Source organism: Methylobacterium sp. 4-46 (assembly GCF_000019365.1).
GTDB lineage: Bacteria > Pseudomonadota > Alphaproteobacteria > Rhizobiales > Beijerinckiaceae > Methylobacterium.
Window position 1 is genome coordinate 3572242 of record NC_010511.1, and the last position, 23946, is coordinate 3596187.

At 73.2% G+C, this 23946-nt stretch carries 23 protein-coding genes and 1 pseudogene; 9 read left to right on the forward strand and 15 right to left on the reverse strand.

From position 1 onward, the window contains the following. Positions 1–12: 12 nt before the first annotated feature. Together pncA and M446_RS15460 are read right to left on the reverse strand one after the other, a co-directional pair. Positions 13–645, reverse strand: coding sequence for a bifunctional nicotinamidase/pyrazinamidase (gene pncA, locus M446_RS15455; protein ID WP_012333033.1), 633 nt, complete (start codon positions 643–645; stop codon positions 13–15). After that, complete coding sequence (locus M446_RS15460) at positions 642–1616, reverse strand: quinone oxidoreductase family protein (protein WP_012333034.1); 975 nt, start codon at positions 1614–1616, stop codon at positions 642–644. The genes pncA and M446_RS15460 overlap by 4 nt, the downstream gene beginning before the upstream one ends. A 121-nt stretch (positions 1617–1737) precedes the next feature. On the opposite strand from M446_RS15460, the gene M446_RS15465 reads away from it, so the two are divergent. Beyond that, positions 1738–2946, forward strand: coding sequence for a UbiH/UbiF family hydroxylase (locus M446_RS15465; protein WP_012333035.1), 1209 nt, complete (start codon positions 1738–1740; stop codon positions 2944–2946). 283 nt (positions 2947–3229) lie between these two features. Beyond that, positions 3230–4288: a patatin-like phospholipase family protein gene (locus M446_RS15470; RefSeq protein ID WP_012333036.1), complete on the forward strand. Its 1059-nt coding sequence runs from the start codon at positions 3230–3232 to the stop codon at positions 4286–4288. A gap of 74 nt (positions 4289–4362) precedes the next feature. On the opposite strand, the gene M446_RS15475 is transcribed toward M446_RS15470, so the two are convergent. Together M446_RS15475 and M446_RS15480 are read right to left on the reverse strand one after the other, a co-directional pair. Continuing rightward, positions 4363–4794 carry a CBS domain-containing protein gene (locus M446_RS15475; RefSeq protein WP_012333037.1) on the reverse strand — a complete coding sequence of 144 codons (432 nt, stop codon included), beginning with the start codon at positions 4792–4794 and terminating at the stop codon, positions 4363–4365. 142 nt (positions 4795–4936) lie between these two features. After that, a complete protein-coding gene (locus M446_RS15480; protein ID WP_012333038.1) occupies positions 4937–5758 on the reverse strand; it encodes a rhomboid family intramembrane serine protease in 822 nt (273 codons plus the stop codon). Between the two features lie 465 nt (positions 5759–6223). On the opposite strand from M446_RS15480, the gene M446_RS15485 reads away from it, so the two are divergent. Together M446_RS15485 and M446_RS15490 are read left to right on the forward strand one after the other, a co-directional pair. Further along, positions 6224–6814 carry a PAS domain-containing protein gene (locus M446_RS15485; protein WP_012333039.1) on the forward strand — a complete coding sequence of 197 codons (591 nt, stop codon included), beginning with the start codon at positions 6224–6226 and terminating at the stop codon, positions 6812–6814. 82 nt (positions 6815–6896) lie between these two features. Beyond that, on the forward strand, positions 6897–7526 hold the full coding sequence (locus tag M446_RS15490) for a PilZ domain-containing protein (protein WP_012333040.1): 630 nt from the start codon (positions 6897–6899) through the stop codon (positions 7524–7526). A gap of 32 nt (positions 7527–7558) precedes the next feature. Here M446_RS15490 and M446_RS35340 read toward each other — a convergent pair. From M446_RS35340 to M446_RS15500, 3 genes and pseudogenes are all read right to left on the reverse strand, one after another. Next, positions 7559–7783: pseudogene (locus tag M446_RS35340) on the reverse strand (transposase); the annotation flags it as partial. 122 nt (positions 7784–7905) lie between these two features. Beyond that, positions 7906–9582 (reverse strand): formate--tetrahydrofolate ligase, encoded by a 1677-nt coding sequence (locus M446_RS15495; protein WP_012333041.1) that lies wholly within the window; start codon positions 9580–9582, stop codon positions 7906–7908. Positions 9583–9761: 179 nt separating this feature from the next. Further along, on the reverse strand, positions 9762–11117 hold the full coding sequence (locus tag M446_RS15500; protein ID WP_012333042.1) for an aspartate aminotransferase family protein: 1356 nt from the start codon (positions 11115–11117) through the stop codon (positions 9762–9764). Positions 11118–11272: 155 nt separating this feature from the next. On the opposite strand from M446_RS15500, the gene M446_RS15505 reads away from it, so the two are divergent. The 3 genes from M446_RS15505 to M446_RS15515 all read left to right on the forward strand — a co-directional run bounded on the left by M446_RS15505 (position 11273) and on the right by M446_RS15515 (position 12733). Continuing rightward, positions 11273–11575, forward strand: coding sequence for a hypothetical protein (locus M446_RS15505; protein ID WP_012333043.1), 303 nt, complete (start codon positions 11273–11275; stop codon positions 11573–11575). Positions 11576–11802: 227 nt separating this feature from the next. Further along, positions 11803–12051, forward strand: a complete 249-nt coding sequence (locus M446_RS15510) for a DUF6894 family protein (protein ID WP_018260404.1) — start codon at positions 11803–11805, stop codon at positions 12049–12051. Positions 12052–12166: 115 nt separating this feature from the next. Continuing rightward, positions 12167–12733 (forward strand): hypothetical protein, encoded by a 567-nt coding sequence (locus M446_RS15515; protein ID WP_012333045.1) that lies wholly within the window; start codon positions 12167–12169, stop codon positions 12731–12733. Positions 12734–12764: 31 nt separating this feature from the next. Here M446_RS15515 and M446_RS15520 read toward each other — a convergent pair whose 3' ends face one another. The 8 genes from M446_RS15520 to M446_RS15555 all read right to left on the reverse strand — a co-directional run bounded on the left by M446_RS15520 (position 12765) and on the right by M446_RS15555 (position 20715). Further along, positions 12765–13196: a VOC family protein gene (locus M446_RS15520; RefSeq protein WP_012333046.1), complete on the reverse strand. Its 432-nt coding sequence runs from the start codon at positions 13194–13196 to the stop codon at positions 12765–12767. Positions 13197–13266: 70 nt separating this feature from the next. Continuing rightward, positions 13267–14256: a branched-chain amino acid ABC transporter permease gene (locus M446_RS15525; protein WP_012333047.1), complete on the reverse strand. Its 990-nt coding sequence runs from the start codon at positions 14254–14256 to the stop codon at positions 13267–13269. A gap of 41 nt (positions 14257–14297) precedes the next feature. Next, positions 14298–15185 carry a branched-chain amino acid ABC transporter permease gene (locus M446_RS15530; protein ID WP_012333048.1) on the reverse strand — a complete coding sequence of 296 codons (888 nt, stop codon included), beginning with the start codon at positions 15183–15185 and terminating at the stop codon, positions 14298–14300. 110 nt (positions 15186–15295) lie between these two features. Continuing rightward, positions 15296–16501: an ABC transporter substrate-binding protein gene (locus M446_RS15535; RefSeq protein ID WP_012333049.1), complete on the reverse strand. Its 1206-nt coding sequence runs from the start codon at positions 16499–16501 to the stop codon at positions 15296–15298. Positions 16502–16841: 340 nt separating this feature from the next. Beyond that, positions 16842–17582: an ABC transporter ATP-binding protein gene (locus M446_RS15540; protein ID WP_012333050.1), complete on the reverse strand. Its 741-nt coding sequence runs from the start codon at positions 17580–17582 to the stop codon at positions 16842–16844. Next, positions 17575–18363, reverse strand: coding sequence for an ABC transporter ATP-binding protein (locus M446_RS15545; RefSeq protein WP_012333051.1), 789 nt, complete (start codon positions 18361–18363; stop codon positions 17575–17577). The genes M446_RS15540 and M446_RS15545 overlap by 8 nt, the downstream gene beginning before the upstream one ends. Positions 18364–18477: 114 nt before the next feature. Then, on the reverse strand, positions 18478–19827 hold the full coding sequence (locus tag M446_RS15550; protein WP_012333052.1) for an MFS transporter: 1350 nt from the start codon (positions 19825–19827) through the stop codon (positions 18478–18480). Positions 19828–20169: 342 nt separating this feature from the next. Further along, the gene (locus tag M446_RS15555) at positions 20170–20715 is read right to left on the reverse strand and encodes a gamma-glutamylcyclotransferase (protein WP_012333053.1); all 546 of its coding nucleotides are present in this window, start codon (positions 20713–20715) and stop codon (positions 20170–20172) included. A gap of 82 nt (positions 20716–20797) precedes the next feature. Here M446_RS15555 and M446_RS15560 point away from each other — a divergent pair, with 82 nt between their 5' ends. Together M446_RS15560 and M446_RS15565 are read left to right on the forward strand one after the other, a co-directional pair. Continuing rightward, positions 20798–21895, forward strand: coding sequence for a DUF2125 domain-containing protein (locus tag M446_RS15560; protein ID WP_012333054.1), 1098 nt, complete (start codon positions 20798–20800; stop codon positions 21893–21895). A gap of 55 nt (positions 21896–21950) precedes the next feature. Next, complete coding sequence (locus M446_RS15565; RefSeq protein WP_012333055.1) at positions 21951–23804, forward strand: aminopeptidase P family protein; 1854 nt, start codon at positions 21951–21953, stop codon at positions 23802–23804. The last annotated feature ends 142 nt before the right edge of the window (positions 23805–23946 follow it).

Genomic DNA, 23946 nt, shown 5'->3' on the forward strand with positions numbered 1-23946 from the left:
AACCGCGGCGGCTCAGCCGCCGATCGCCGCGAGGGACACCCGCGCGACACCCGCGCGCGCCATCGCCTCCCAGGCGCGCGCGAGCGAGCCCGCCTGATCGATCCCCCGGCAGGCCTCCTCGACGACCACGGCCTCGAACCCGGCCGCCCGCGCGTCGAGGGCGCTCCAGCCGACGCAGAAATCCGTGGCGAGCCCGCACAGCACGACCCGCGCGAGGCCGCGCTCGCGCAGGTAGCCCGCGAGCCCGGTCGTCGTGCGCCGGTCCGCCTCAAGGAAGGCCGAGTAGCTGTCGATGCCGGGCCGGTAGCCCTTGCGGATCACCAGTTCGGCCCCGGCGAGATCGAGCCCGTCCGCCAGCGCCGCGCCGGGCGTGCCCATGACGCAATGGTCCGGCCACAGCACCTGCGGGCCGTAGGCGAGGTCCAGGCTCTCGAAGGGCGCGCGGCCCGGGTGGCTCGACGCGAAGGAGGCGTGGCCGGGCGGGTGCCAGTCCTGGGTGAGGACGACGTGCCGGAAACGCCGTCCGAGGTCGTTGATCGGCCCGAGCACCGCGTCCCCGTCCGGCACCGCGAGGGCGCCGCCGGGGAGGAAGTCGCGCTGGACGTCCACCACCAGGAGGACGTCGGTCTCGGCCGGAACGATCACGGGATCAGCACGGTGGCGCCGGTGGTCTGGCGGCCGGCGAGGTCGCGGTGGACCTGCGCGGCCTCGGCCAGCGGCACCCGGCTGTGGACCGGGATCCTCACCGCGCCGCTCCCGACGACCCCGAACAGGTCATCCGCCATCGCCTCCAGGCTCGCCCGCTCGGCCACGTGCGTGAACAGCGTCGGCCGGGTGGCGTAGAGCGAGCCCTTGGGCCCGAGCAGCCCGATGTTGAAATTCTCGATCACGCCCGAGGCGTTGCCGAAGCTCACGAACATGCCGAAGGGCCGCAGGCAGTCGAGGGAGGCCGGGTAGGTCGCCTGGCCGACGCCGTCGTAGACCACCGCGCAGCCCTTGCCGCCGGTGATCTCCTTGACCCGGGCCGCGAAATCCTCGTCGCGGTAGAGGATGACGTGGTCGCAGCCGTGCTGCTTGGCGAGTTCCGCCTTGTCCCGGGAGCCCACCGTGCCGATCACCGTCGCGCCGAGATGCTTGGCCCATTGCGTGGCGATGAGGCCGACGCCGCCCGCCGCGGCGTGGAACAGGATCGTGTCGCCGGGCTGCACCCGATAGGTCTTGCGCAGCAGGTACTGGGCGGTGAGCCCCTTGAGCATCATGGCGGCGGCCGTGGCGTCGTCGATGCCGTCCGGCACCTTGACGGCCATCCGGGCCTCGATCACCGCCTCCTGCGCGTAGGTCTGCGCGGCCGAGCCGTAGGCGACCCGGTCGCCGACCGCGAGGCCGGCGACGCCCTCGCCCACCGCCACCACCTCGCCGGTCCCCTCGTTGCCGGGGGTGAAGGGCAGCTGCGGCGCCTTGTAGAGGCCGGAGCGGAAGTAGATGTCGATGAAGTTGACGCCCACCGCCCGCTGCCGCACGCGGATCTGGCCCGGGCCGGGCGCCGGGAGGTCGACCTCCTCGTAGCGCATCACCTCGGGGCCGCCATATTCGTGCACCCGGATCGCCTTCGGCATCGGATCCTCCCGCCCTCGTCTCTCGAGCCGGGCGGATCATAGGTGCCGCGACGGTTTCGGCAATGGCGCCGGGCGCGGACCGCCCCCATCTTGCCCGCAAGTCATCCTGGGGAGTGTCGGCGTGGGCGAGGCAGAGAATCCCGACTTCGAGGTCGCCGTGGTGGGGGCGGGCGCGGCCGGCCTGGCCGCGGCCCTCGCCCTGTCCCGCGACGGGCTGCGCACCGCCCTCCTCGGCCGGCACGCCCCGGTGGCGGACGGGCGCACCGTCGCGCTGCTCGACGGGTCGGTGCGCTTCCTCGGGGCGCTGGGAGCCTGGGAGGCGATCGCGCCCTCCGCCGCCGCCCTGGCCGAACTGCACCTCATCGACGACACAGGCAGCCTGTTCCGACCGCCGCCGGCCCGCTTCGTCGCGGCGGAGATCGGCCTCGGCGCCTTCGGCTGGAACGTCGAGAGCGCGCGCCTGGTCGAGGCCCTGCGCGCCTGCGCCCGCGCGGCGCCGGGCCTGACCCTGATCGAGGAGGACGTGGCCGGCGCCGCGCCGGCAGGCGGGGCCGCGACCGTCACGCTCGAAGGGGGGGCGCAGGTGCGGGCCCGGCTCGTCGTCGCCGCGGACGGCGCCCGCTCGCCCCTGCGCGAGGCGGCCGGGATCCCGGTGCGGCGCTGGGACTACCCGCAGGCGGCGCTCACCACCATCCTGTCCCACGCCCGCGACCACCGCGAGATCTCGACCGAGTTCCACACCCGGCAGGGGCCCTTCACCCTGGTGCCGCTCCCGGGCGGGCGCCGGTCGAGCCTGGTCTGGGTGACGGCGGCCGAGAAGGCGGAGCGGCTGCGCGGCCTCGACGACGCGGCCCTCGCCGCCGCCGTGGAGCGGCGGGCCCAGGCCCTGCTCGGCCGCATGGCGATCGACGGGCCGCGCGGGGTCGTGCCGATGCGGGGCCTCCTCGCGACGCGCCCGGTCGCGCCCCGCCTCGCCCTGGTCGGCGAGGCCGCCCACGTCTTCCCGCCGATCGGCGCGCAGGGCCTGAATCTCGGGCTGCGCGACGCCGCGGCCCTGCGCGACCTGCTGGTCGAGGCGCGGCAGGGCGGCGCGGATCCCGGCGGCGAGGCGCTGCTCGGGCGCTTCGCCCGCGGCCGGGCGCTCGATGCCCGCCTGCGCAGCGGCGCCGTCGACGCCCTCAACCGCAGCCTGCTCTCGGGCCTGCTCCCGGCCGACCTCCTGCGCGGCGCCGGACTCCTCGCCCTCTCGACCATCGCCCCCCTGCGCCGCGCGGTGATGCGCGAGGGCATCCTGCCCCGCTTCGGCACGCCCCGGCTGATGCGGGCCTGACGCCGCCCCCTCCGCTCCTTGCCCCCCGCTCCTTGCCGCCGCGCCTTGCCGCTCGCTCCATGCCCCGCCGCGAGCGCCCTGCGCGGCCGGGCCGGGCGCCCGCCAGGACGGCCCGGCCGGCACGGGTGAGCCGGCAAAAAATCCCGCGCCGAAAGTCTAGGACGGAGCGATGAAACCCCTGTCGTTGAGAATCGATTGATAGATCCGGCGCAGACTGGTTTCCAGTAATGCCCGCTTGGCACGGGTTCCGCAGGGCAAGCGGACGTCACGGGAGTCGAACGTCATGATGTGGGACGGCCTGGGTCTCTTTTCGGCAGGGCCGACCCGTCGCCTCGCGGATGCGGGCGGCGGGGGCGGGGGCGCGAGCCTCTCGGACGAGCCGCCCCGGCCCGGGCCCCGCCCCCGCCGCCCCAAGCTCGGCCTCGCCCTCGGAGGCGGCGCCGCCCGGGGCTGGTCGCATATCGGCGTGATCGAAGCTCTGGAGGAAGCGGGATTCGGGATCGACGTGGTGGCGGGCTGCTCGATCGGCGCCGCCGTCGGGGCCTGCTACGCGGGCGGCAAGCTCGCCGCCCTCAAGGAGTTCGCCCTCTCGCTGACGAAGCGCCGGGTGATGGGCCTGCTCGACTTCCACCTGAGCGGCTCCGGCCTCATCGCGGGCGAGCGGCTGCGCCAGTTGCTGGAGCGCGACCTCGGCGGGCAATGCATCGAGGCCCTGCCCGTCACCTTCGCGACCGTCGCGACCGAACTCGGCAGCGGCCACGAGATCTGGCTCACCCGCGGCGGCGTCGTCGAGGCGGTGCGCGCCTCCTACGCGCTCCCGGGCATCTTCGACCCGGTCAAGGTCGGCGGCCGCTGGCTGATGGACGGGGCGCTCGTGAACCCGGTGCCGGTGACGGTGGCCCGCGCCCTGGGCGCGGACGTCGTCCTGTGCGTGAACCTCAACGGCGACATCCGCATCCGCGGGACCGTGATCCAGGCGCATGGCGGCGACGCGAGCGTGGTCGAGGCGGCCGCGAACGAGGCTGTGGAGACCCTGACCGAGGCGCCGCGCCGCTGGCCGCGGCTGCGCGCCCAGCGCGCGCCCAAGCCCCGGCTCGACCCCGGCATGCCGGGGGGCATCGCCAGCGTGATGGTGGACGCCTTCAACATCACGCAGGACCGGATTTCGCGCTCGCGCCTCGCGGGCGACCCGCCCGACGTGATGATCAACCCGAAGCTCGCCCAGATGGGCCTGTTCGAGTTCCACCGGGCCGAGGAGTGCATCGAGCTCGGGCGTCAGGCCGCCCGCAAGATGCTCCCGGAGATCCGCGAAGTCGTGGCCGCCGCGGCCCTTCCGGGCTGACGGCCGCCCGCCGCGGCCCTCCCGGGCCGCCCGCCGGACGCGCTTCCGGCGCGGCGGCCGGCGCGGCGCGGGCGTCAGGCGGTGGCGATGTATTCCCGCAGGGCCTGCTGCTCGGCCTCGACCAGGGCGATGCGGTGCTTCACGACGTCGCCGATCGAGACGAGGCCGACGAGGCGGTCCTCCTCCACGACCGGAACGTGGCGGAAGCGCCCGTCCGTCATCAGCTCCATGACCTCCTCGATGGCGGTGCCGCGGGTGCAGGTGACGACGCGCCCGGTCATGTGGCGCGAGATGGAGTGATCGAGCGCCTCCGCGCCGTGGCGGGCGACCGCCCGGATGATGTCGCGCTCCGAGATGATGCCCAGCACCGAGAGGCCGGCATCGCTCACCACGAGGGCGCCGATGCCCTTCTCGGCGAGCAGGGTCGCCGCCTCGGAGAGCGTGCGGTGGGGCTGCACCGTCACCACGGTGCGCCCCTTCTGGGACAGGATACGCGCAACGGTCATCGCTTCCTCCTCGTCCGGATCCGGCCTTCCCTCGCCGCCTCGCCGGGCGGCCGGGCCGGATTGTCGTTCCACCCCGAGTGTGTGGTCAGCCGCGTCACCTTGCAACCTCGACTTCCCGACAGGCCGCGCTCCTCCGCAGCGTTCAGCGGCGCCGGGGCTCCAGCAGCGGCAGCAGGACGAAGCCGGCCAGGAACCCGCCGAGATGCGCGTCCCAGGCGACGCTCGCGTCGCTGATGCCGAGGGGCACCGCGAGCAGGCCGAAGAGCAGGTTGGTGACGAACCAGATCACGAGGAACAGGGCGGCGGCGCGGTTGCGCAGGAGTTCCGGGATGGTCTGCAGACGGGACGGGACCGGGCGCTGCCAGGGCAGCAGCCCCGGCGCCGCGCCCGCATCGGGCACGGGCTGGAAGACGAAGCGGGTCGCGGCCGCCATCAGCCCGGAGACGCCCGCCGAGGCGCCGACGAGGGGCAGCGAACTGAGCGGATCGAGCAGCACGTGCAGCGCCCCGCCCGCGACCGTCGCGGCGAGCGCGATGGCGCAGAAGCGCCACGCGCCGCAGCGCCGCGCCACCGGGGTGCCGAAGGCCGCCAGCCAGAGGCCGTTGAGGAGGACGTGCGCCCAGGAGCCGTGCAGCAGCCCGTAGGTCACGAAGGTCCAGGGCATCGCGGCGTTCTCGGCCACGATGTAGTTGGCGAAGGCCGCGCGCGCCTGCACCTCCAGGGGGCTGCCGGGCCAGGAGGCGGCGGCCCGCACCACCTCGTCCGCCCGGCCGGGATCGAGCGCGAGGGTCGCGCGGGCCGGCACCAGCGCGAGGTCGACGAGGAGCGTGATGTCCCAGGTGTCGGGGATCAGCACCCGGCCCGCCTGGATCAGGACGAGCAGGCCGACCGCGGCCGAGACCACGCCCGGCATGTTGAAGACCGGCACCCGGGGCGGGCGCGGCAGATCGGGGGTCGCATCCATTCCGCTACCGTGACCGTCCGGCGGCGCCGCCGCAAGCCGGCGCGACGACGGAGCGCCGGACAAAAAGGGAAGCCGGCGCGACGGCGCGCCGGACAAAAAGAAGGGAGAGCGTTGCCGCTCTCCCTTGATCGGGGCGGTCGCGCGGGGAATACCCCGCGTGGACGATGTCCGGACCGTGACGACGCGGGCCGAATCGGCCCCCGCCCCTGCTGCGGCAACCCATAGGGCGAGGCAGGCCGCCGCGCCAGCCCCACGGCGCCCGTCCGCGTCGAAATTGTGGCAGCGCGCGCCCGAGATCACATCGGCGCGGCGTTAACCTTACGAGAACGTTGCGCTCCATCCCGCCTGAGGCGCGGCATAGGCTCTGCTCCATCGAATCAGGCCTGGCCGCGCCCGCCTCACGTCGCGCCAAGTCATCCCGAAGCCGACAGGGCCGGATCCGGGCCTGTGCCACGACGAGACACCATGAAGCACCCGACCAGCGCCCTGCTCCACGCCTACTGGAACGGCCTGCGCGGCGCCCGCGCGGCGCCGGAGCGCGCCGAGATCGAGCCGGGGGAGATCCGCCACATCCTGGCCGACAGCCTGATCCTGGAGATCGAGCCGGCGCTGCAGCTGGCGACGATCCGCCTCGCCGGAACCCGCCTCTGCGCGCTGTTCGGGGGCGAGCTGCGCGGCCGGCGCTTCCAGAGCCTGTGGGGGCCCGGGGCGGCCTCCGATCCGTGGCGGCTCGTCGACGTGGTGGTGCAGGAGACGGTCGGGGTGGTGGTCGGCCTCGTCGGCACCACGGACGAGGGCGACGCGGTCGATCTCGAATTGCTGCTCCTGCCCCTGCGCCACCGCGGCAAGACCCAGGCGCGGGTGATCGGCTCCCTCTCGGCGGGGAAGTCGCCGAGCTGGCTCGGCCTGCGGCCGATCACGGCGCTGCGCACCGTCTCGCTGCGCGTCCTCACCGGGGCGGAGCGGCAGGACCCGGACCACCCGCCCGAGCCGGCCAACGACCACGATCAGGCGCGCCGGCCGCGGCTCGTCCTGCATCGGGGCGGCCGTCACTGACCGGGCTCCGGGCATTTCGTTAAGGTTTGGGGCTCACAAAAGCGAGGGTTCCAAGGCCGATTTCCCGCAGGTCACCTCGACCATGAGCACCGTTGCGAGCCCGTCCGTCTCCCGTGCCCGGCTGCTCGCCGCGCAGGCGTCGGATCGGCGCCGCCACCACCGGGTGACCGTCTCGCTCCTGGGGCGGTACATGCTGTCCGACCGCCGGGAATATCCCTGCCAGACCGTGGACATCTCCCCGGGCGGGGTGCGGCTGGTCTGCGCCGTGACCGGCGAGGTCGGCGAGCGGACGGTGATCTACCTGGAGCATCTCGGCCGGATCGAGGGGACGATCGCGCGGGTGCTGCCGGACGGGTTCGCGGTGGCGATCAGCGCGACCGCGCACAAGCGGGAGAAGATCGCCTCGCAGCTGACCTGGCTGGCCAACCGCGCGAGTCTCGGCCTGCCGGAGGACCGGCGCCACGAGCGCGTGGTGCCGCGCCAGACCGCCGTCACGCTCCGGCTCGACACCGGGGTCGAGGTGCCCGCGCGCCTGATCGACGTGTCGCTGTCGGGGGCCGCCCTCGCCTGCGACCTGCCGCTCGCGATCGATTCCGCTCTCCTCGTCGGGCGCACGCCCTGCCGGGTGGTGCGCCAGTTCAGGGGCGGCATCGCGGTGGAGTTCCGCCTGCCGATCTCGCCCGACCGCTTCGACGAGAACCTCGTCCTCTAGGGTCTCAACCCATTCAAGATATTACGATTTCCGCCCGTCGCCGTGACGAGGTCATCGACGGACCGGGTCGAGACCCCGTGCATGTCGGCCTCCGGGATCACGGCCGTGAGCGCCTTCTCGGCCGTGCGGCGCGGCTCCAGGAAGCTCGGCAAGGAGCGGCCCTTGCGCACGGCTGCCCTTGCGCAGCGGCTGCCCTTGCGCAGCTTGGGGATCGCAAGCGCGATGCGCCCGGCCCGCGCCTCCCACGCCCGCTCGCGGGTCGCTGGTGCGGTGGGGGAGACGCTGTCCGGACGATCACGTCCGGACAGCACGTTCGCCCGACGGCCCGCCGCGACGCAGAGACCGGCCCCGCCCGCGACGGGCGGGGCCTGCCCCGGGCTCAGAACAGGCCCTCGATCTGCCCGTTCGCGTCGAGGTAGATGCCCTCGGAGGCCGGCACCTTGGGCAGGCCCGGCATGGTCATGATCTCCCCGCAGATCACCACCACGAAGCCGGCCCCGGCCGAGAGGCGCACGTCGCGCACCGCCACCACGTGGCCGCTCGGCGCCCCGATCAGGCCGGGATCGGTCGAGAACGAGTACTGGGTCTTGGCCATGCAGACCGGGAGCCTGCCGTAGCCGTCCTTCTCGAACTGGGCGAGCTTGGCGGCGGCCTTCGACTCGACCTGGATGTCCGCCGCCCCGTACAGCGTCTGGGCGATGGTGCGGATCTTGTCGGTGAGCTTGGCCTCTTCCGGGTAGACGAAGTTCGGGGTCGCGGGCGCGCCGCCCTCGGCGAGGGACACCACCGCCCGGGCGAGATCCTCCGCCCCCGCGCCGCCCTCCGCCCAGTGGCGGCAGGTGATCGCCTGGACGTCGAGCCTGTCGCGGCACAGGGCCTTGAGGGCGGCGTGCTCGGCCTCCGTGTCGGCGTGGAAGTGGTTCACCGCCACCACCACCGGGAGTCCGAAGCGGCGCACGTTCTCGACGTGGCGCTGGAGGTTGGCGAAGCCCTTCTCCAGGGCCGCGACGTTCTCCCCGCCGAGCGCCTTCTTCTCGACGCCGCCGTGCATCTTGAGGGCCCGCACCGTGGCCACGATGACCACGGCGCTCGGCGACAGGCCGGTCTGGCGGCACTTGATGTCGATGAACTTCTCGGCGCCGAGATCGGCCCCGAACCCGGCCTCCGTGACCGCGTACTCGCCGAGGCGCAGGCCCGAGCGGGTCGCGATCACCGAGTTGCAGCCATGCGCGATGTTGGCGAAGGGGCCGCCATGGATCAGCGCCGGGCTCCCTTCCAGGGTCTGGACGAGGTTCGGCTGCAGCGCGTCCTTGAGCAGCACCGTCATGGCGCCCGTCGCCTTCAGGTCGGCGAGGGTCACGGGCTTGCGCTCGCGGCTCTCGGCGACGACGATCCGGCCGAGCCGCGCCTCCAGATCCGCGAGGTCGCGGGCGAGGCAGAACACCGCCATCACCTCGGAGGCGACCGTGATGTCGAACCCGTCCTCGCGCGGGTAGCCGTTGGCGACGCCGCCGAGCGACTGCACGATCGAGCGCAGCGACCGGTCGTTCATGTCGACGACGCGCCGCCAAGCGACCCGGCGCGGGTCGATGCCGAGTGCGTTGCCCCAGTAGATGTGGTTGTCGATCAGCGCCGCCGCGAGGCTGTGGGCCGAGGTGATGGCGTGGAAATCGCCCGTGAAGTGGAGGTTGATCGCCTCCATGGGCACGACCTGGGACCTGCCGCCGCCGGCCGCGCCGCCCTTCATGCCGAAGCAGGGGCCGAGCGAGGGCTCGCGCAGGCAGATCACCGTCCGCTTGCCGATCCGGTTCAGCGCGTCGCCGAGACCGACGGTGGTGGTGGTCTTGCCCTCGCCCGCGGGGGTCGGGCTGATCGCCGTCACCAGGACCAGCTTGCCCTCGGGCTTGGCCTCCAGCGAGGCGATGTGGGCATGGTCGATCTTGGCGATGTGCCGCCCGTAGGGGTGCAGGGCCTCGTCCGGGATGCCGAGCGTCTCGGCGATGGCGCTGATCGGCTGCAGGGTGGCCGCGCGGGCAATCTCGATGTCAGTCGGCATGGAACCCGAGTGTTGTTCTGGAGAAGTCGGCGTGGCGTTCGCCATAGCGGCACCTTATGCTGCCGCGGTGACTTCGGGCCAGACTAAATCGGTTGATCACCCGCGTCAGAAATTTCTAACGCAGGCGCGGCAAACTTGGACTTTGGTCCGAGATCGCCCCCGCGCGGCGGGGGCGGGGCTCAGGCCACCGCCCGGATCACCCGGCCGAGCTTGTCCACGAGTTCCCCGATCTGGTCCTCGCCGATGACAAGGGGCGGGGTCACCGCGATGGTCTCGCCGGTGATGCGCACCATCAGGCCGAATTCCTGGAAGGCCCGGTCCATGGCCTCGAAGGCCCGCGCCCCGGCCGCGTCCGGGCGGGAGGCGAGGTCGATCGCGCCGACGAGGCCGAGGGCGCGGATGTCGAGCACGTTGGGCAGGTCGCGCAGGCTCATCAGGCCCTCGGCCAGCACCGGCTCCAGGCGCCGGGCCCGGGCGAAGAGATCCTCGTCGCGGTAGAGGTCGAGCGTCGCCAGCGCCGCCGCGCAGGCGAGCGGATGCGCCGAGTAGGTGTAGCCGTGGAACAGCTCGATGGTGCGCTCGGGCCCCTGCATGAAGGCGTCGTAGATGCCCTTGCGCACGAGGACGCCGCCCATCGGCACCGTGCCGGAATTCACCGCCTTGGCGAAGGTGATCATGTCCGGAACCACGCCGTAGCGCTCGGCCGCGAAGGCGTGGCCGAGCCGGCCGAAGCCCGAGATGACCTCGTCGAAGATCAGCAGGATGCCGTGCCGGTCGCAGATCTGCCGCAGGCGCTGCAGGTAGCCCTTGGGCGGCGGCAGCACGCCGGTCGAGCCGGCCATCGGCTCCACGATCACCGCCGCGATCGTCGAGGCGTCGTGCAGGGCCACGATCCGCTCCAGATCGTCGGCGAGATGCGCCCCCCATTCCGGCTCGCCCACCGTGAAGGCCTGGTGCTCGCGCGCGTAGGTGTGCGGCAGGTGGTCGACGCCCGCCAGCAGCGTGCCGAACATCCTGCGGTTGGTGACGATGCCGCCCACCGAGATGCCGCCGAAGCCGACGCCGTGATAGCCGCGCTCGCGGCCGATCAGGCGCGTGCGCCCCCCCTGCCCGCGGGCGTTCCAGTAGGCGAGCGCGACCTTGAGCGCGGTGTCGACCGCCTCCGAGCCCGAATTGCAGAAGAAGACGTGGTCGAGGTCGCCCGGCGCGAGGGCGGCGATGCGCGAGGCGAGCGCGAAGCCCCCGGCATGGCCGAACTGGAAGGCGGGGGAGAAGTCGAGTTCCGCCGCCTGCGCCTGGATCGCCGCCACGATCGGGTCGCGGTTGTGGCCGGCATTGCAGCACCACAGGCCGGCGACGCCGTCGAGGATCGCGCGTCCGTCCGGCGTGTAGTAGTGCATGTCCTTCGCGCGGGCGACCATGCGGGGCTTGCGCTTGAAGGCGCGGTTCGCCGTGAAGGGCAGCCACCAGGCGTCGAGGTCGTTCGGCGCCAGCGCGTCGTTCGCCGCTCTCAGGGTCGCCGCGTTCGTCGTCATCCACCTTCTCCCGCGTGTTCGCCCGGGACGCTACCAGGGGCGCCGCGGCGACGCAAAAGCCCTGCCGTTAAGCATCCGGGCCGATCCGCGGCGCGCGGTCAGGCGGCGTTGAGGTTTGGCGGCGAGGCTCGGCCCCGGGGATCTCGGAGGGCCGGATGGGGTTTGTGCTGCGCGCCGGGCTGGTGATCGGCCTCATCGCCTACGCCTCGGCGCCCGACCGCCCGGAGCGGCCCGGCACCGCGGCGGCGGAGGCCGGAAAGCTCCTCGACGCCCTGCCTGCCGACCTGCGCGCCCGAGCCGCGCGCGAGGCGCAGGCCGGCCTCGCCCGCGCCGCCGGCGACCAGCTCCAGGCCCGCCTGCAGGCCCGGCCGCGCGAGGCGCCCCCGGCCCGCGACGAGCCGGCATCCCCCGTCCCGGTCCCCGCAGCGCCGCACCCGGCCCCGATGCGGGCATACTGATATATCAGCCGACTGCCAGATTTTCCTGGTTGTGGCCCGGCGCGGTTATGCCAAATACCAGATATACACTCGCCGGGCGTGCCCCAACGGCGGTTTGCCGCCGTCGCTTGGCGAAGATCCTTACTTATGTCAGGGTAGATCCGAACCCGAAGGTCGTGAGGACGCGCTGCCGGGTCCGCCCGACCGGGTCGGAAAGCAGGCAGCCGCGGCCGACGGGCCTGGGTTGGATGATCAAGCCGGTTTCCGTGCCCCGCTATTTCTTCGACGTGAAGGACTCGACGCTGAGCGTTCCCGACGAGGCCGGGCTGGAATGCCGCGACCTCGGCGACGCGCACCGGCAGGCCTGTGCCCTGATCGTCGACGCCATGACCGGCCCCGAACCCCTCGCCCTCGAATGGCAGAACTGGCGCGTCGAGGTGCGCGACGAGGCGCGCAGCCTCCTGTTCAGCGTGCCCTTCCCGGGCGAACGCGCCTGAATCCGGGGCAGAAACCCGTTCACCCTCTCGCAAAGGATCGCAACTCGGCGAGTTGCGTTATACTGTGGGGGAGTTATCTGGTGAGCGTGGGTTGCGTAGGTCGGGAATGGCGTCAATGGGGGAAGCCGGGGAGCAGGTCGGCGACGAGACGGTGAGGAGCGCGCTCGACACGGTGCTGCGCACGCCGTGCTTCGCCCGCTCCCCGAAACTGGCGAGTTTCCTGCGCTTCGTGGTCGAGGAGGAACTGGCCGGGCGGGGCGCCGCCCTGAAGGCCTACACGATCGCGACCCGCGCCCTGGGCCGCGGCGGCGACTTCGACCCGAGCCTCGATCCGAGCGTGCGGGTCGAGGCGGGGCGCCTGCGCCGCACCCTCGAGGAGGCGCATGCCCTCGCCGGACCGGGTCTCGGGGTGCGGATCCGCATCCCGGTCGGGACCTACCGGCCGCAATTCGAGCCGGTCGACGTCCCCCGGCCGGTCCCGGCCGCGGAGCTCCCGGAGGAGGCGGTGCCGCCGCCCCGCCTGGTCATCGCCTTCAGCCCGCGCGGTCAGGCCGCGATCATCGCGCTGCTCTCCGGCATCCTGCTCCTGCTCTGCATCGAGGTCGGGCTGATGCTCGGCGGGGCCGCCTCCCCGGACCGCGGCGCCGGGCGCGCGACGAGCCTCGCCGAGCGCCTGCGCTGACGCGGCCCGGTCACCGCGCGCCCGTCAGCGCTCAGGCTAGTTCATTTGGGCCGGTTCGTTTGGGCTGGTTCATCGCCCAGGTGACGCCGAAAGGGTCGCGCAGCTGGCCGTAGAGGTCGCCCCAGAACATCTCGGCGACCGGAGTCACCACCTCGGCCCCCGCGGCGACCGCCCGCTCCCACCAGGCGGCGATGTCGTCGACCGGCAGCAGGAGGTGGAAGCCCTGCGGGGCGCGCCAGGGATGGCCGTGCTCCGGATAGGGATCGCACAGCATCAGCGAGGCGCCGTGGAGATGCAGGTGCACGTGCATGGTGCGGCCCTTCTCGTCGGCGGGATGGGACGCGACGATCTCGGCCCCGAAGGCGCGCGCGTAGAACGAGGCGGCCGCCATCGCCCCCTCGACGGTCAGGTAGGCCACGATCCCGCCCTTCACGGCCGGGGCCGTCCTCTCTGGCGTGCTCATCGCTCCGGCCTCCTCCCGGGGGACGCGGCCCGGCGGCCTCCCCGCGCCCCGGCGGCGGGCGCCCGGCCCCTCACAGCGGCTTCTTCAGCATCCGGGCGAACAGCCCGACGATGCCCTCGCGGAACAGCAGCACGCAGATCACGAAGACGATGCCCTGGATGATCGTCACCCAGGCGCCGAACTGCGCGAGGTAGTTCTCCATCGCGACGATCACGAAGGCGCCGATGATCGGACCGAACACCGTGCCCATGCCGCCGACCAGCGTCATCAGCACCACCTCGCCCGACATCGACCAGTGCACGTCGGTGAGCGAGGCGAGCTGGAAGACGATGGCCTTGGTCGCGCCGGCGAGGCCCGCGAGCGTCGTCGAGAGCACGAAGACCGCGAGCTTGTACTGGCTCGCCCGGTAGCCGAGCGAGATCGCCCGGGGCTCGTTGTCCCGGATCGCCTTCAGCACCTGGCCGAAGGGCGAGTGGATGATGCGGTAGATCAGCAGCAGGCCGCCGAGGAAGATCAGCGCCACCAGCCCGTAGAGCACGCGGTCGTCCGCGAGGCTGACCACGCCGAACAGGCTGCCGCGGGGCACCGCCTGGATGCCGTCCTCGCCGCCGGTGAACTTCGCCTGGAGCGAGAAGAAGAACACCATCTGGGCGAGCGCCAGGGTGATCATCGAGAAGTAGATGCCCTGGCGCCGGATCGCCAGCGCGCCGAAGACGAGGCCGAGCAGGGCCGCCGTCGCGGTTCCGGCCAGGATCGCGAGTTCCGGGGAGAGGCCCCAGACCTTGGCCCCGTAGGCGCAGACGTAGGAGGCCATGCCGAAATAGGCGGCGTGGCCGAACGACAGCAGGCCGCCGTACCCGAGCAGGAGGTTGAAGGCCAGCGCGAACAGCGCGAAGCACAGCACCTTCATCAGGAAGACCGGGTACAGGACGAGCGGCAGCAGCGCGAGCGCGACCGCGATGCCGATGAACACGAGGCGGTGCAGCGCCTTGGCGTCCTTGCCCTCGGGGATGGCGGCGGGATTGGCGGCGTCGGACGCCGCGGCGGCGGAATGGGCCATCTCAGGCGGTCCTCACGTGCGGATCAGCGGAGTGTAGGGCATCAGGCCGTGCGCCCGAAGAGGCCGGCGGGTTTCACCAGCAGGACCAGCACCATGATGACGAAGATCACGGTCGAGGACGCCTCCGGGTAGAACACCTTGGTGAGGCCCTCCACGAGGCCGAGGGCGAAGCCGGTCACGATCGAGCCGAGGATCGAGCCCATGCCGCCGATCACCACCACGGCGAAGACCACGATGATGATGTCGGCGCCCATGTTGGGGTTCACCGAGTAGACCGGCGCGGCGAGCACCCCCGCGAAGGCCGCGAGCGCCACGCCGAACCCGTAGGTGAGCGTGAGCAGCAGCGGCACGTTCACGCCGAAGGCCTGGACCAGGGTCGGGTTCTCGGTCGCGGCGCGCAGGTAGGCCCCGAGCTTGGTCTTCTCGATCACCAGCCAGGTGGCGATGCAGACGACGAGGGAGGCCACCACGACCCAGCCGCGGTAGTTCGGCAGGAACATGAAGGGGAGCCGCTGGCCGCCCGAGAGCTCCTGCGGGATCGCGTAGGGCAGGCCCGACACGCCGTACTCGTTGCGGAACAGCCCCTGGATGATCAGGGCGAGGCCGAAGGTCAGCAGCAGGCCGTAGAGGTGGTCGAGCTTGTAGAGCCGCGCGATCAGCAGGCGCTCCAGGATCACGCCGAACAGCCCGACCGCCAGGGGCGCCAGCAGCAGCGCCCACCAGTAGCCGATCCCGGCGTAGTTCAGCAGCATCCAGGCCACGAAGGCGCCCATCATGTACTGGGCGCCGTGCGTGAAGTTGATGATGTTGAGGAGCCCGAAGATGATGGCGAGGCCGAGCGAGAGGATCGCGTAGAACGAGCCGTTGATGAGGCCGAGCAGGAGCTGGCCGAACAGCGCCTGCATGGGAACGCCGAAGATCGTGGTCATGGGATCAGCGACTCGCGCGGGGGGAAGCCGGGAGGGCGGGGCCGGAGCGGCCCCGCCGGGTCAGGACGCGGGTCGGCGCTGGCCGACCGGGTCAGCTCCTGCCGACCGGGTCAGCTCTTGCCGACCAGCGGGCAGCCGCCCTCGCTCATCGGGCGGAACGCCTCGTTGCCGGGGATCGTCGCGAGGGTCTTGTAGAGGTCCCACTCGCCCTTCGACTCGGCCGGCTTCTTGACCTCGAACAGGTACATGTCGTGGATCTTGCGGCCGTCCGCCCGGATCGTGCCCTTGCCGAAGAGCGGGTCGTCGGTCGGGATCTCCTTCATCTTGGCGACCACCTGGCCGCCGTCCTTGGCCGATTTCAGCGCCTCGACCGCCTTGAGGTAGTGGATCACCCCCGCGTAGACGCCCGCCTGGACGGCGGTCGGCTTCTTGCCGCCGAAGGCCTTGGCGAAGCGGTCCGAGAAGGCCCGGGTCGCGTCGTTGAGGTCCCAGTAGAAGGGCTCGGTCAGGACCAGCCCCTGCGCAGTCTTCGGGGTCAGCGAGTGCACGTCGGAGGAGAAGATCAGCAGGCCGGCGATCGCCTGGCCGCCCTCGGTGATGCCGAACTCGGCTGCCTGCTTGATGGCGTTGATCGTGTCGCCGCCCGCATTGGCGAGGCCGATGACCTTGGCGCCCGAGCCCTGGGCCTGGAGCAGGAAGGAGGAGAAATCCGCGGTCGGGAACGGCGTCTTGACCGAGCCCACCACCTTGCCGCCGTTCTTGACCACGACCGCGGTGGTGTCGCGCTGCAGCGCCTGCCCGAAGGCGTAGTCGGCAGTGAGGAAGAACCAGGTGGTGCCGCCGCGCTTGACCATGGCGCCGCCGGTGCCGTTGCCGAGCGCCACCGTGTCGTAGGTCCAGTGCACGGTGTTGGGCGAGCATTGCGCGCCGGTGAGGTCGGCGGTGCCGGCGCCCGAATTCACGAAGGCCTTGTTCTTCTCGCGGGTGACCTGGCTGACCGCCAGGGCGACCGAGGAGGTCGGCACGTCGATGATCATGTCGACGCCGTCGCGGTCGTACCACTGGCGGGCCAGGGAGGCGCCGACGTCGGGCTTGTTCTGATGGTCGGACGAGACGATCTCGACCTTGAGGCCCTTGTCGGCGGCCTTGTAGTCCTCGACGGCCATGCGGGCGGCGACGACCGAGCCCTCCCCCGAGATGTCGGCATAGACGCCCGAGCGGTCGTTGAGCACGCCGATCTTCACCGGCGTCTGGGCGAGGGCGGGGGCCGCGGCGAGCGCGGCGAGCGCCGTGGCGGCGAGCAATCGTGTCAGCATGGGTCTCTCCTCCGATGGGCACCGTCGCGACGGCGCTCCGATTGTCGTTCCGTGCCTCCGCCGGCGCGACCGCCGCCGGAACCGCGCCGCCCCGCTTGCCGCGCGGGGGCCTCCCCGCCGCGGGAGGAGGCTCGCGGGGAGCGCCGGTACGGCCCGAGGGCCGCGCCCGCCTGCCCGTCCCGGGCGGGACTCGCCTGCTCGGCGGGACCTGCCCGCCCGGCGGGACCTGCCCGCCCGGCGGGACCTGCCCGCCCGGCGGGACCTGCCCGCCCGGCGGGACCTGCCCGCCCGGCGGGCCGCGCCCGCACCGGGCGCGGCCCGGCGCTCCCGCCCGCCGCCCTCACACCCCCAGATAGGCGTGCAGCTTGTCGATGTTGGCGTCGAGTTCGGCGTTCGGGATCATGTCGATCACCCGCCCCTGCTCGACCACGAAGTGCCGGTCCGCCACCGTCTGGGCGAAGCGGAAATTCTGTTCCACCAGCACGATCGTGTAGCCCTCGGTCTTGAGCCGCGCCAGCGTCCGCCCGATCTGCTGCACGATCACCGGGGCGAGCCCCTCCGTGGGCTCGTCGAGGAGGATCAGCTTCGCGCCGGTGCGCAGGATGCGGCCGATGGCCAGCATCTGCTGCTCGCCGCCGGAGAGCTTGGTGCCCTGGCTGCCCGAGCGCTCCTTGAGGTTCGGGAACAGGGTGTAGATCTGCTCCACGCTGAGGCCGCCGGGCTTCACCCGCGGCGGCAGCATCAGGTTCTCGTAGACCGAGAGGCTCGAGAAGATGCCGCGCTCCTCCGGCACGTAGCCGAGCCCGAGCCGGGCGATGCTGCGCGAGGGCATGCCGATCGTCTCGACCCCGTCGTAGACGATCGAGCCCCGGCGCTTGCCCAGGATGCCGATGATGGCGCGCAGCGTCGTGGTCTTGCCCGCGCCGTTGCGGCCGAGCAGCGTGACCACCTCGCCGGGCTTGACGTCGAAGCTGATGCCGTGGAGCACGTGGCTCTCGCCGTACCAGCCCTCCAGTCCCTGCACCGTCAGGAGCGGCGCCGTGGCGCCCGCGGGGGAGATCTTGAGCGCCGCCTCAGCCATGTCCGGCTCCGATATAGGCCTCGATCACGCGGGGATCCTTCGACACGGTGGCGTAGTCGCCCTCCGCCAGCACCTGGCCGCGGGCCAGAACGGTGATGCGGTCCGACAGCGAGGCCACGACCGAGAGGTTGTGCTCGACCATCAGAATGGTGCGGTTCGCCGAGACCCGCCGGATCAGGGCGGCGGTGCGGTCGACGTCCTCGTGGCCCATCCCGGCCATCGGCTCGTCGAGGAGCAGCATCTCCGGATCGAGGGCCAGCGTGGTGGCGATCTCCAGCGCCCGCTTGCGGCCGTAGGAGAGTTCGACCGCCGGCACCTCGGCGAAATCCGACAGGCCCACCGCCTCGACCAGGGCCAGGGCCTCGTCGTTGAGGGCGCGCAGCACCCGCTCCGAGCGCCAGAAGTCGAAGGAATCGCCGCGCTTGCGCCGCTGCAGGGCGATGCGGACGTTCTCCTTCACGCTGAGGTGGGGGAACACGGCCGAGATCTGAAAGGACCGCACGAGGCCGAGCCGGGCCACGTCGGCGGGCTTCATCCGGGTAATGTCGCGGCCGTTGTAGCGGATCGAGCCCGCCGTCGGGGTCAGGAACTTGGTGAGGAGATTGAAGCAGGTCGTCTTGCCGGCCCCGTTCGGGCCGATGAGCGCGTGGATCGACCCGCGCTGCACCTGAAGCGCGACGCCGTTGACGGCGCGGAAGCCCTTGAACTCCATCGTGAGGCCCTCGGTGGCCAGCACGATGTCCGGCGGCGCGGCCGCGTTCCGGGCGGCAATGTCAGCCATCGCGATCCATCACCCCTGCGTTTCCTCGAAGGTGCTTATGCACCTTTGGTATGCCTCACAGCATGGCCCAAGGGGGGAGTCAACAGCCGGAGCGCCGGCGGCCGGGAATCCCGACTAATCCGTTCGAATAGGCCGGAAGATGCCGGCCCGGCCCTCGCCTAGGCCGAGCGATCCAGGCAACCGGGGGCTTTCCGGCCCGACCGGGCGGGACGGGGTCCCGCGGGCCGGGCGCGGCGGGGCCGACCCGGTGCTGCAGGGAGTCCCGGCCGCGTCGCGCCCGCCCGGGGCGCAGCTCTCCTCCAGCCAGAGGGCGAGGCCGAGGGCCCCGAGGGCCGGCAGGGCCAGGGTCGCGAAGGTCCAGGTCCAGCCGAGATGCATGGCGAGCAGCCCGCCCACCCAGCCCGACAGGGCGCCGCCGATCCCCTGCACGGCCGAGACCGTGCCGAGCGCCGTCTGGGTGCGGCCCGAGCCCCAGGTGAGGTCCGCCACCACGACCGGCATCGCGACGCCGATCACCCCGGAGGCGACCCCGTCCAGCACCTCGGCGAGGATCAGCCAGGCCGGGTCGTCGAGGAAGGCCGACAGGAGCGCGCGCAGCGGCAGCACCGCGCAGGCGGCGACGAGGAGCTGGCGGCGCCCGCGGCGATCCGCCAGGGAGCCGGCGAGCAGGGCCACGGGGATCATGGTGAGCTGCGCCACCATCACGTAGCGGGCGGTCCAGGCGGTGCCGTCCTGGCCGGCCGCCACGAGCTTCTGGCCGAGCAGGCTCAGCATCGAGCCGTTGGCGAGGTTGAACAGGGCGAGCGCCGCCGAGAGCAGCAGCAGCCGCCGGTCGGCGAGCACGGCGCGGATCGGCGAGCGGGTCGGCGCGTCGTCCGGATCGTCCTCCTTCCAGCCGACCGCCCGGCGCGGATTCCAGGCGCCCTTCGGCGTGGCGAGGGCCGCGGCGATCGCCGCGGCGGCGAGGAGCCCGAGCACCCAGAAGGCGATGGCCGGGCCGAAGAGCGGCGTGCCGAAGCTGATCGCCAGGGCGGCCCCGAGTATGCCCACGTGGTTGAAGGCCTGGTTGCGCCCCTGCTGGCGCGGGAAGGCCTGCTTGCCGACCGTGCCGAGGGTGAGCGCGGCCACCGCCGGCACCACGAGCGTGCCGCCGAGGGCGGCCACGAACTGCGCCGCGAGCACCGCCGGGAAGGAGCGCGCCGGCAGCAGCAGCACGGTGCCGCCGAGGATCGCCCCGCAGGCGAGCGCGATCAGCAGGCGCGGTCGCCCGACCCGGTCGACCAGAGCCCCGAGCGGCCCGCTCAGCGCGAGGGTGGCGAGGCCGACCACCGTGGTGACGAGCCCGACCCGGCCCGGGCTCCACTGCGCGCTCGCGGCGAGCCACGTGCCCAGGAAGGGTCCGAGCCCGCCCTGGATGTCGCCGACGAAGACGTTGATGAGCGCGAGGTGGGTTGTGGCCTGCATCGGCGCGAGCACTCCTGGCGCCGGGCCGGCGCGGGCACCGCCGGGCCCGAGAGGCAAGCCCGGCGGTTCGAGGGTCAAGAACGCGCGAGGCGGCGATTCGGATCACCGCGGCCAAGCAGAATTGCCCCGTGCCATCCTGCTCGGTCTCTTGCTCACGCATCATCTTTCGCTGACGCGGTCCCTCGGTGCGCCGCCGAACCGCTGACCCCTTCGGCAGCGGCCGGTCCCGGCCGGCGGCAGGAGGCTCAGGCCGCATCGGGCGCGGGGCCGCGCCCGTCCCGGGCGAGCGAGGCCCGGGGCCCGGCCCGCGGGCGGGCCGGAGCCGCCCCGAGGCGCCTCCGGTCAGGGGCTCGGCACCGCGCAGGCCGCGGCGATGCGCGCCAGCAGCGGGTCGGCCACGCCCATGGCGATCAGGTGCTGGTGGGTGTTGCGGACGTAGTCCGGATTGGCGCCCGAGCGGCCGCGCCCCTGGCGCACCAGGCGCAGGAGCTCGGCCTCGGGCAGCCGGCCGGCATATTGCGGATGGGTGCGGTCGACCGCGTAGGTCACCGCCGTCACCCGCCGCCCGTCCTCGATCGTGACGCCGAGCCGGCGCTCCACGTAGACGGCGGTCACCTGCTCGCGGGCGCGCAGGTAGGCGAGCGTCGCCTCGGCCTGCGCCCCGGCGACCCGGAAGGCGACGCCGCGGCAGCTGCCGCCCCGGTCGAGGCCGAGCACGAGGCCGGGGCTCTCGGGCGTGCCGCGATGGACGTGGGAGAGCACGCAGAGCGCCCGGTGATAGCCGCGCAGGCGGGCCTGCCGCCGCTCGACCACCGGGAAACCCGGGTTCCACATCAGCGACCCGTAGCCGAACACCCACAGGTCGCCGGGTGCGTCGCCATCGCCCACGCGGTGCCCTCCCCCCTTCCTTGCCGGCCGCGGCGGGTAGCAGCTAGGGAGGCCCGGTTCAATCGCGAGCGGAGGCCGGCCGATGGCGCAGCAGAGCGGGACGGGCGGGGGCGCGAGGCGACCCGGGCGGCTGGGGCTGTTCGCCCCCTTCATCCTGCTCCTGGTGATCGCGGCCCTGTGGTCGGCGGGCTGGGTCTGGCTGCGGGGCCGGGCCGAGCGGGAGATCGACGGCTGGTTCGCCCGCGAGGCCCGGGCCGGCCGGACCTGGACCTGCGCCGACCGCCGCATCGGCGGCTACCCGTTCCGGCTGGAACTGCGCTGCGCCGGGCTCGGCTTCGCGCGCCGGGACGTCGCCTTCACGGTCGGGCCGGTCGTGGCCGTGGCGCAGATCTACCAGCCGCGCCACCTCATCGTCGAGGCGAGCGGGCCGTTCCACGTCGAGCAGGAGGGCAAGGTCGGGGACGTGACCTGGCGGCTCCTCGAAGGCTCGCTCCACCTCACCGAGGGCGGCTTCCAGCGCGTGTCGGTGGTCGCGGACGGGCTCGACGGCCGGGTCTCGGGGGTCGAGCCCGAGCCGATCGCCTTCGCGGTGAACCACCTGGAACTGCACGCGCGGCCGACGCCGGGCCGCTTCGAGGCGGAGGGCGCCGTCGACCTCAGCGCCCGCGTCGAGAAGGCGGCGGTGCCGCGCCTCGATTCCCTCCTGGCCAGCGCCGAGCCCGCCGACATCGTCCTCGACGCCACGGTCACCCGCGCCGCCGGGATCCGCACGCGGCCGCTCGCGGAGGAGCTCGAGCGCTGGCGCGCGGCGCAGGGCAGCGTCGATCTCGGGCGGCTCTCGGTCGAGAAGGGCCGCGGCCGGCTCCAGGCCCAGGGCAGCCTGCACCTCGACGAGGCGCACCGGCCCGCCGGGCAGTTCGAGGTCCGCACCGCCGGGCTGGACACGGTGATCGCGCCCCTGGTGAGCGACCACCTGGAGGGGCGGATCGGCGGGGCGAACGCCGCCCTGATCGGCAAGCTCGTCGGCCAGTTCCTCGGCGGCGGGCGGGCCCGGGAGCCGGCGCCGGAGCAGCCGGCCGGAGCGGCCCTCAAGCCCCTGCCGCCGGTGCGGCTCGTCGACGGCCGGGTCGCGGTCGGGCCCTTCGCGCTGCCGAACCTGCGGCTCGACCCGCTCTATTGACGGGCCCGGCGGCCGGACCGTTGCGCGGCGGGGCCGCCCCGATTAGGCCTTGCCCATGACGCCCATGACGCGCACCCGATTCCAGACCTTCGACGATCCGAGCCACCGCGCCGGCGCGCAGCGCCTCGCCGCCCTGCGCGCCGCGATGCTCCAGAAGGGGTTCTCCGGCTTCGTGGTGCCGCGGGCCGACGAGCACCAGTCGGAATACGTGCCGCCCCGGGCCGAGAGGCTCGCCTGGCTCACGGGCTTCACCGGTTCGGCCGGCACCGCCGTGATCCTGGCCGACCGGGCCGCCCTGGTGGTCGACGGCCGCTACACCCTGCAGGCGGCGAGCCAGGTCGACACCGCGCTCGTCACCCCGGTGCCCCTGGCCGAGACCAGCGTCGAGGCCTGGATCGAGGCCAACCTGCCGGCGGGGGGCGTGCTCGCCTACGATCCCTGGCTGCACACGCCGGACGGCGTCGCCCGGCTGGAGAAGGCCGCCGCGGCGGCGGGCGGGCGGCTCGAACCGGCGGGGATGAACCTCGTCGATCAGGTCTGGATCGACCGGCCGCCGGCGCCGCGGGCGCCCGTCCTCCCCTACCCCGAGGCGCTGGCTGGGGAGACCGCCGCGCGCAAGCTGGAACGCGTGCGCGAGGCGCTGGCGAAGGCCAGGGCCGACGCGCTCGTCGTCTCCGACCCGCACAACCTCGCCTGGGCGTTCAACCTGCGCGGCAGCGACGTCGCCCACACGCCCCTGCCCCTGGGCTACGCGGTGATCCCGCGCGAGGCGCCCGCGACGCTGTTCCTCGATCCGGGCAAGCTCACCGCGGAGGCCTCGGCCGCCCTCGACGGCCTCGCCGCGTGCGTGGACCCGGCCGGGCTGCCGGCCTGCCTCGACGCGCTCGGGCGGGCGGGGGCGCGGGTGCGGCTCGACGCCGCCACGGGCGCCGTCGCGCTCAAGCGGCGCATCGAGGAGGCGGGCGGCCGCGCGGATGTCGGGCCGGATCCGATCACCGCCATGAAGGCCGTGAAGAACGCGGCCGAGATCGCGGGCGCGCGCGAGGCGCATCGCCGCGATGGGGCCGCGGTGGCGCGCTTCCTGGCCTGGCTCGCCCGGGAGGCGCCGGGCGGCGGCGTGAGCGAGATCGCCGCGGTGGAGCGCCTCGAAGCCTTCCGGGCCGAGGGGGGCGAGTTGCGGGAGATCTCCTTCCCGACCATCTCGGGCAGCGGGCCGAACGGGGCGATCGTCCATTACCGGGTCACCGCGGCGACGGACCGGGTCGTGCGGCCGGGCGAATTGTTCCTGATCGATTCCGGTGCGCAGTACCTCGACGGCACCACCGACATCACCCGGACCGTGGCGGTGGGCCCGCCGAGCGACGAGATGCGCGACCGCTTCACCCGGGTGCTCAAGGGCCACATCGCGATCGCCACGGCGCTGTTCCCCCGCGGCACGACGGGGGCGCAGCTCGACAGCTTCGCGCGGCGCCCGCTCTGGGAGGCGGGCCTCGATTTCGACCACGGCACCGGCCACGGCGTCGGCGCCTTCCTGTCGGTGCACGAGGGGCCGCAGCGGATCGCCAAGACCGGCACCACGGCCCTGAAGCCGGGGATGATCGTCTCGAACGAACCCGGCTATTACCGGGCCGGCGCCTACGGCATCCGGATCGAGAACCTGGTCCTGGTGGAGGAGCGCGCGCTCGCGGGCGCCGAGCGCCCGATGCTCGGCTTCGAGACCCTGACCCTGGCGCCGATCGACCGGGCGCTGATCGCGCGCGACCTGCTCACGCCCGGGGAGGCGGCGTGGCTCGACGCCTATCACGCGCGGGTGCGGGAGGCGCTCTCGCCCCTCCTCGACGGCGCGACGCGGGACTGGCTCGCCGCGGCGACGCGGCCGCTCGCCGGGGACGGACCGGCGGGGTCGTGAGCGTCGTTCGCCCACGTCCCGGTGCGCGGGTCGGGGTCGCCGCCGGGCACGGCCATCATCGGCTGCGCGGTGCGGACACCGCGGCCTGAGCCGGACTCCTCCGCGCGAGTCCTCCTCCCTCCGCGCGAGGCCTCCGCGCGAG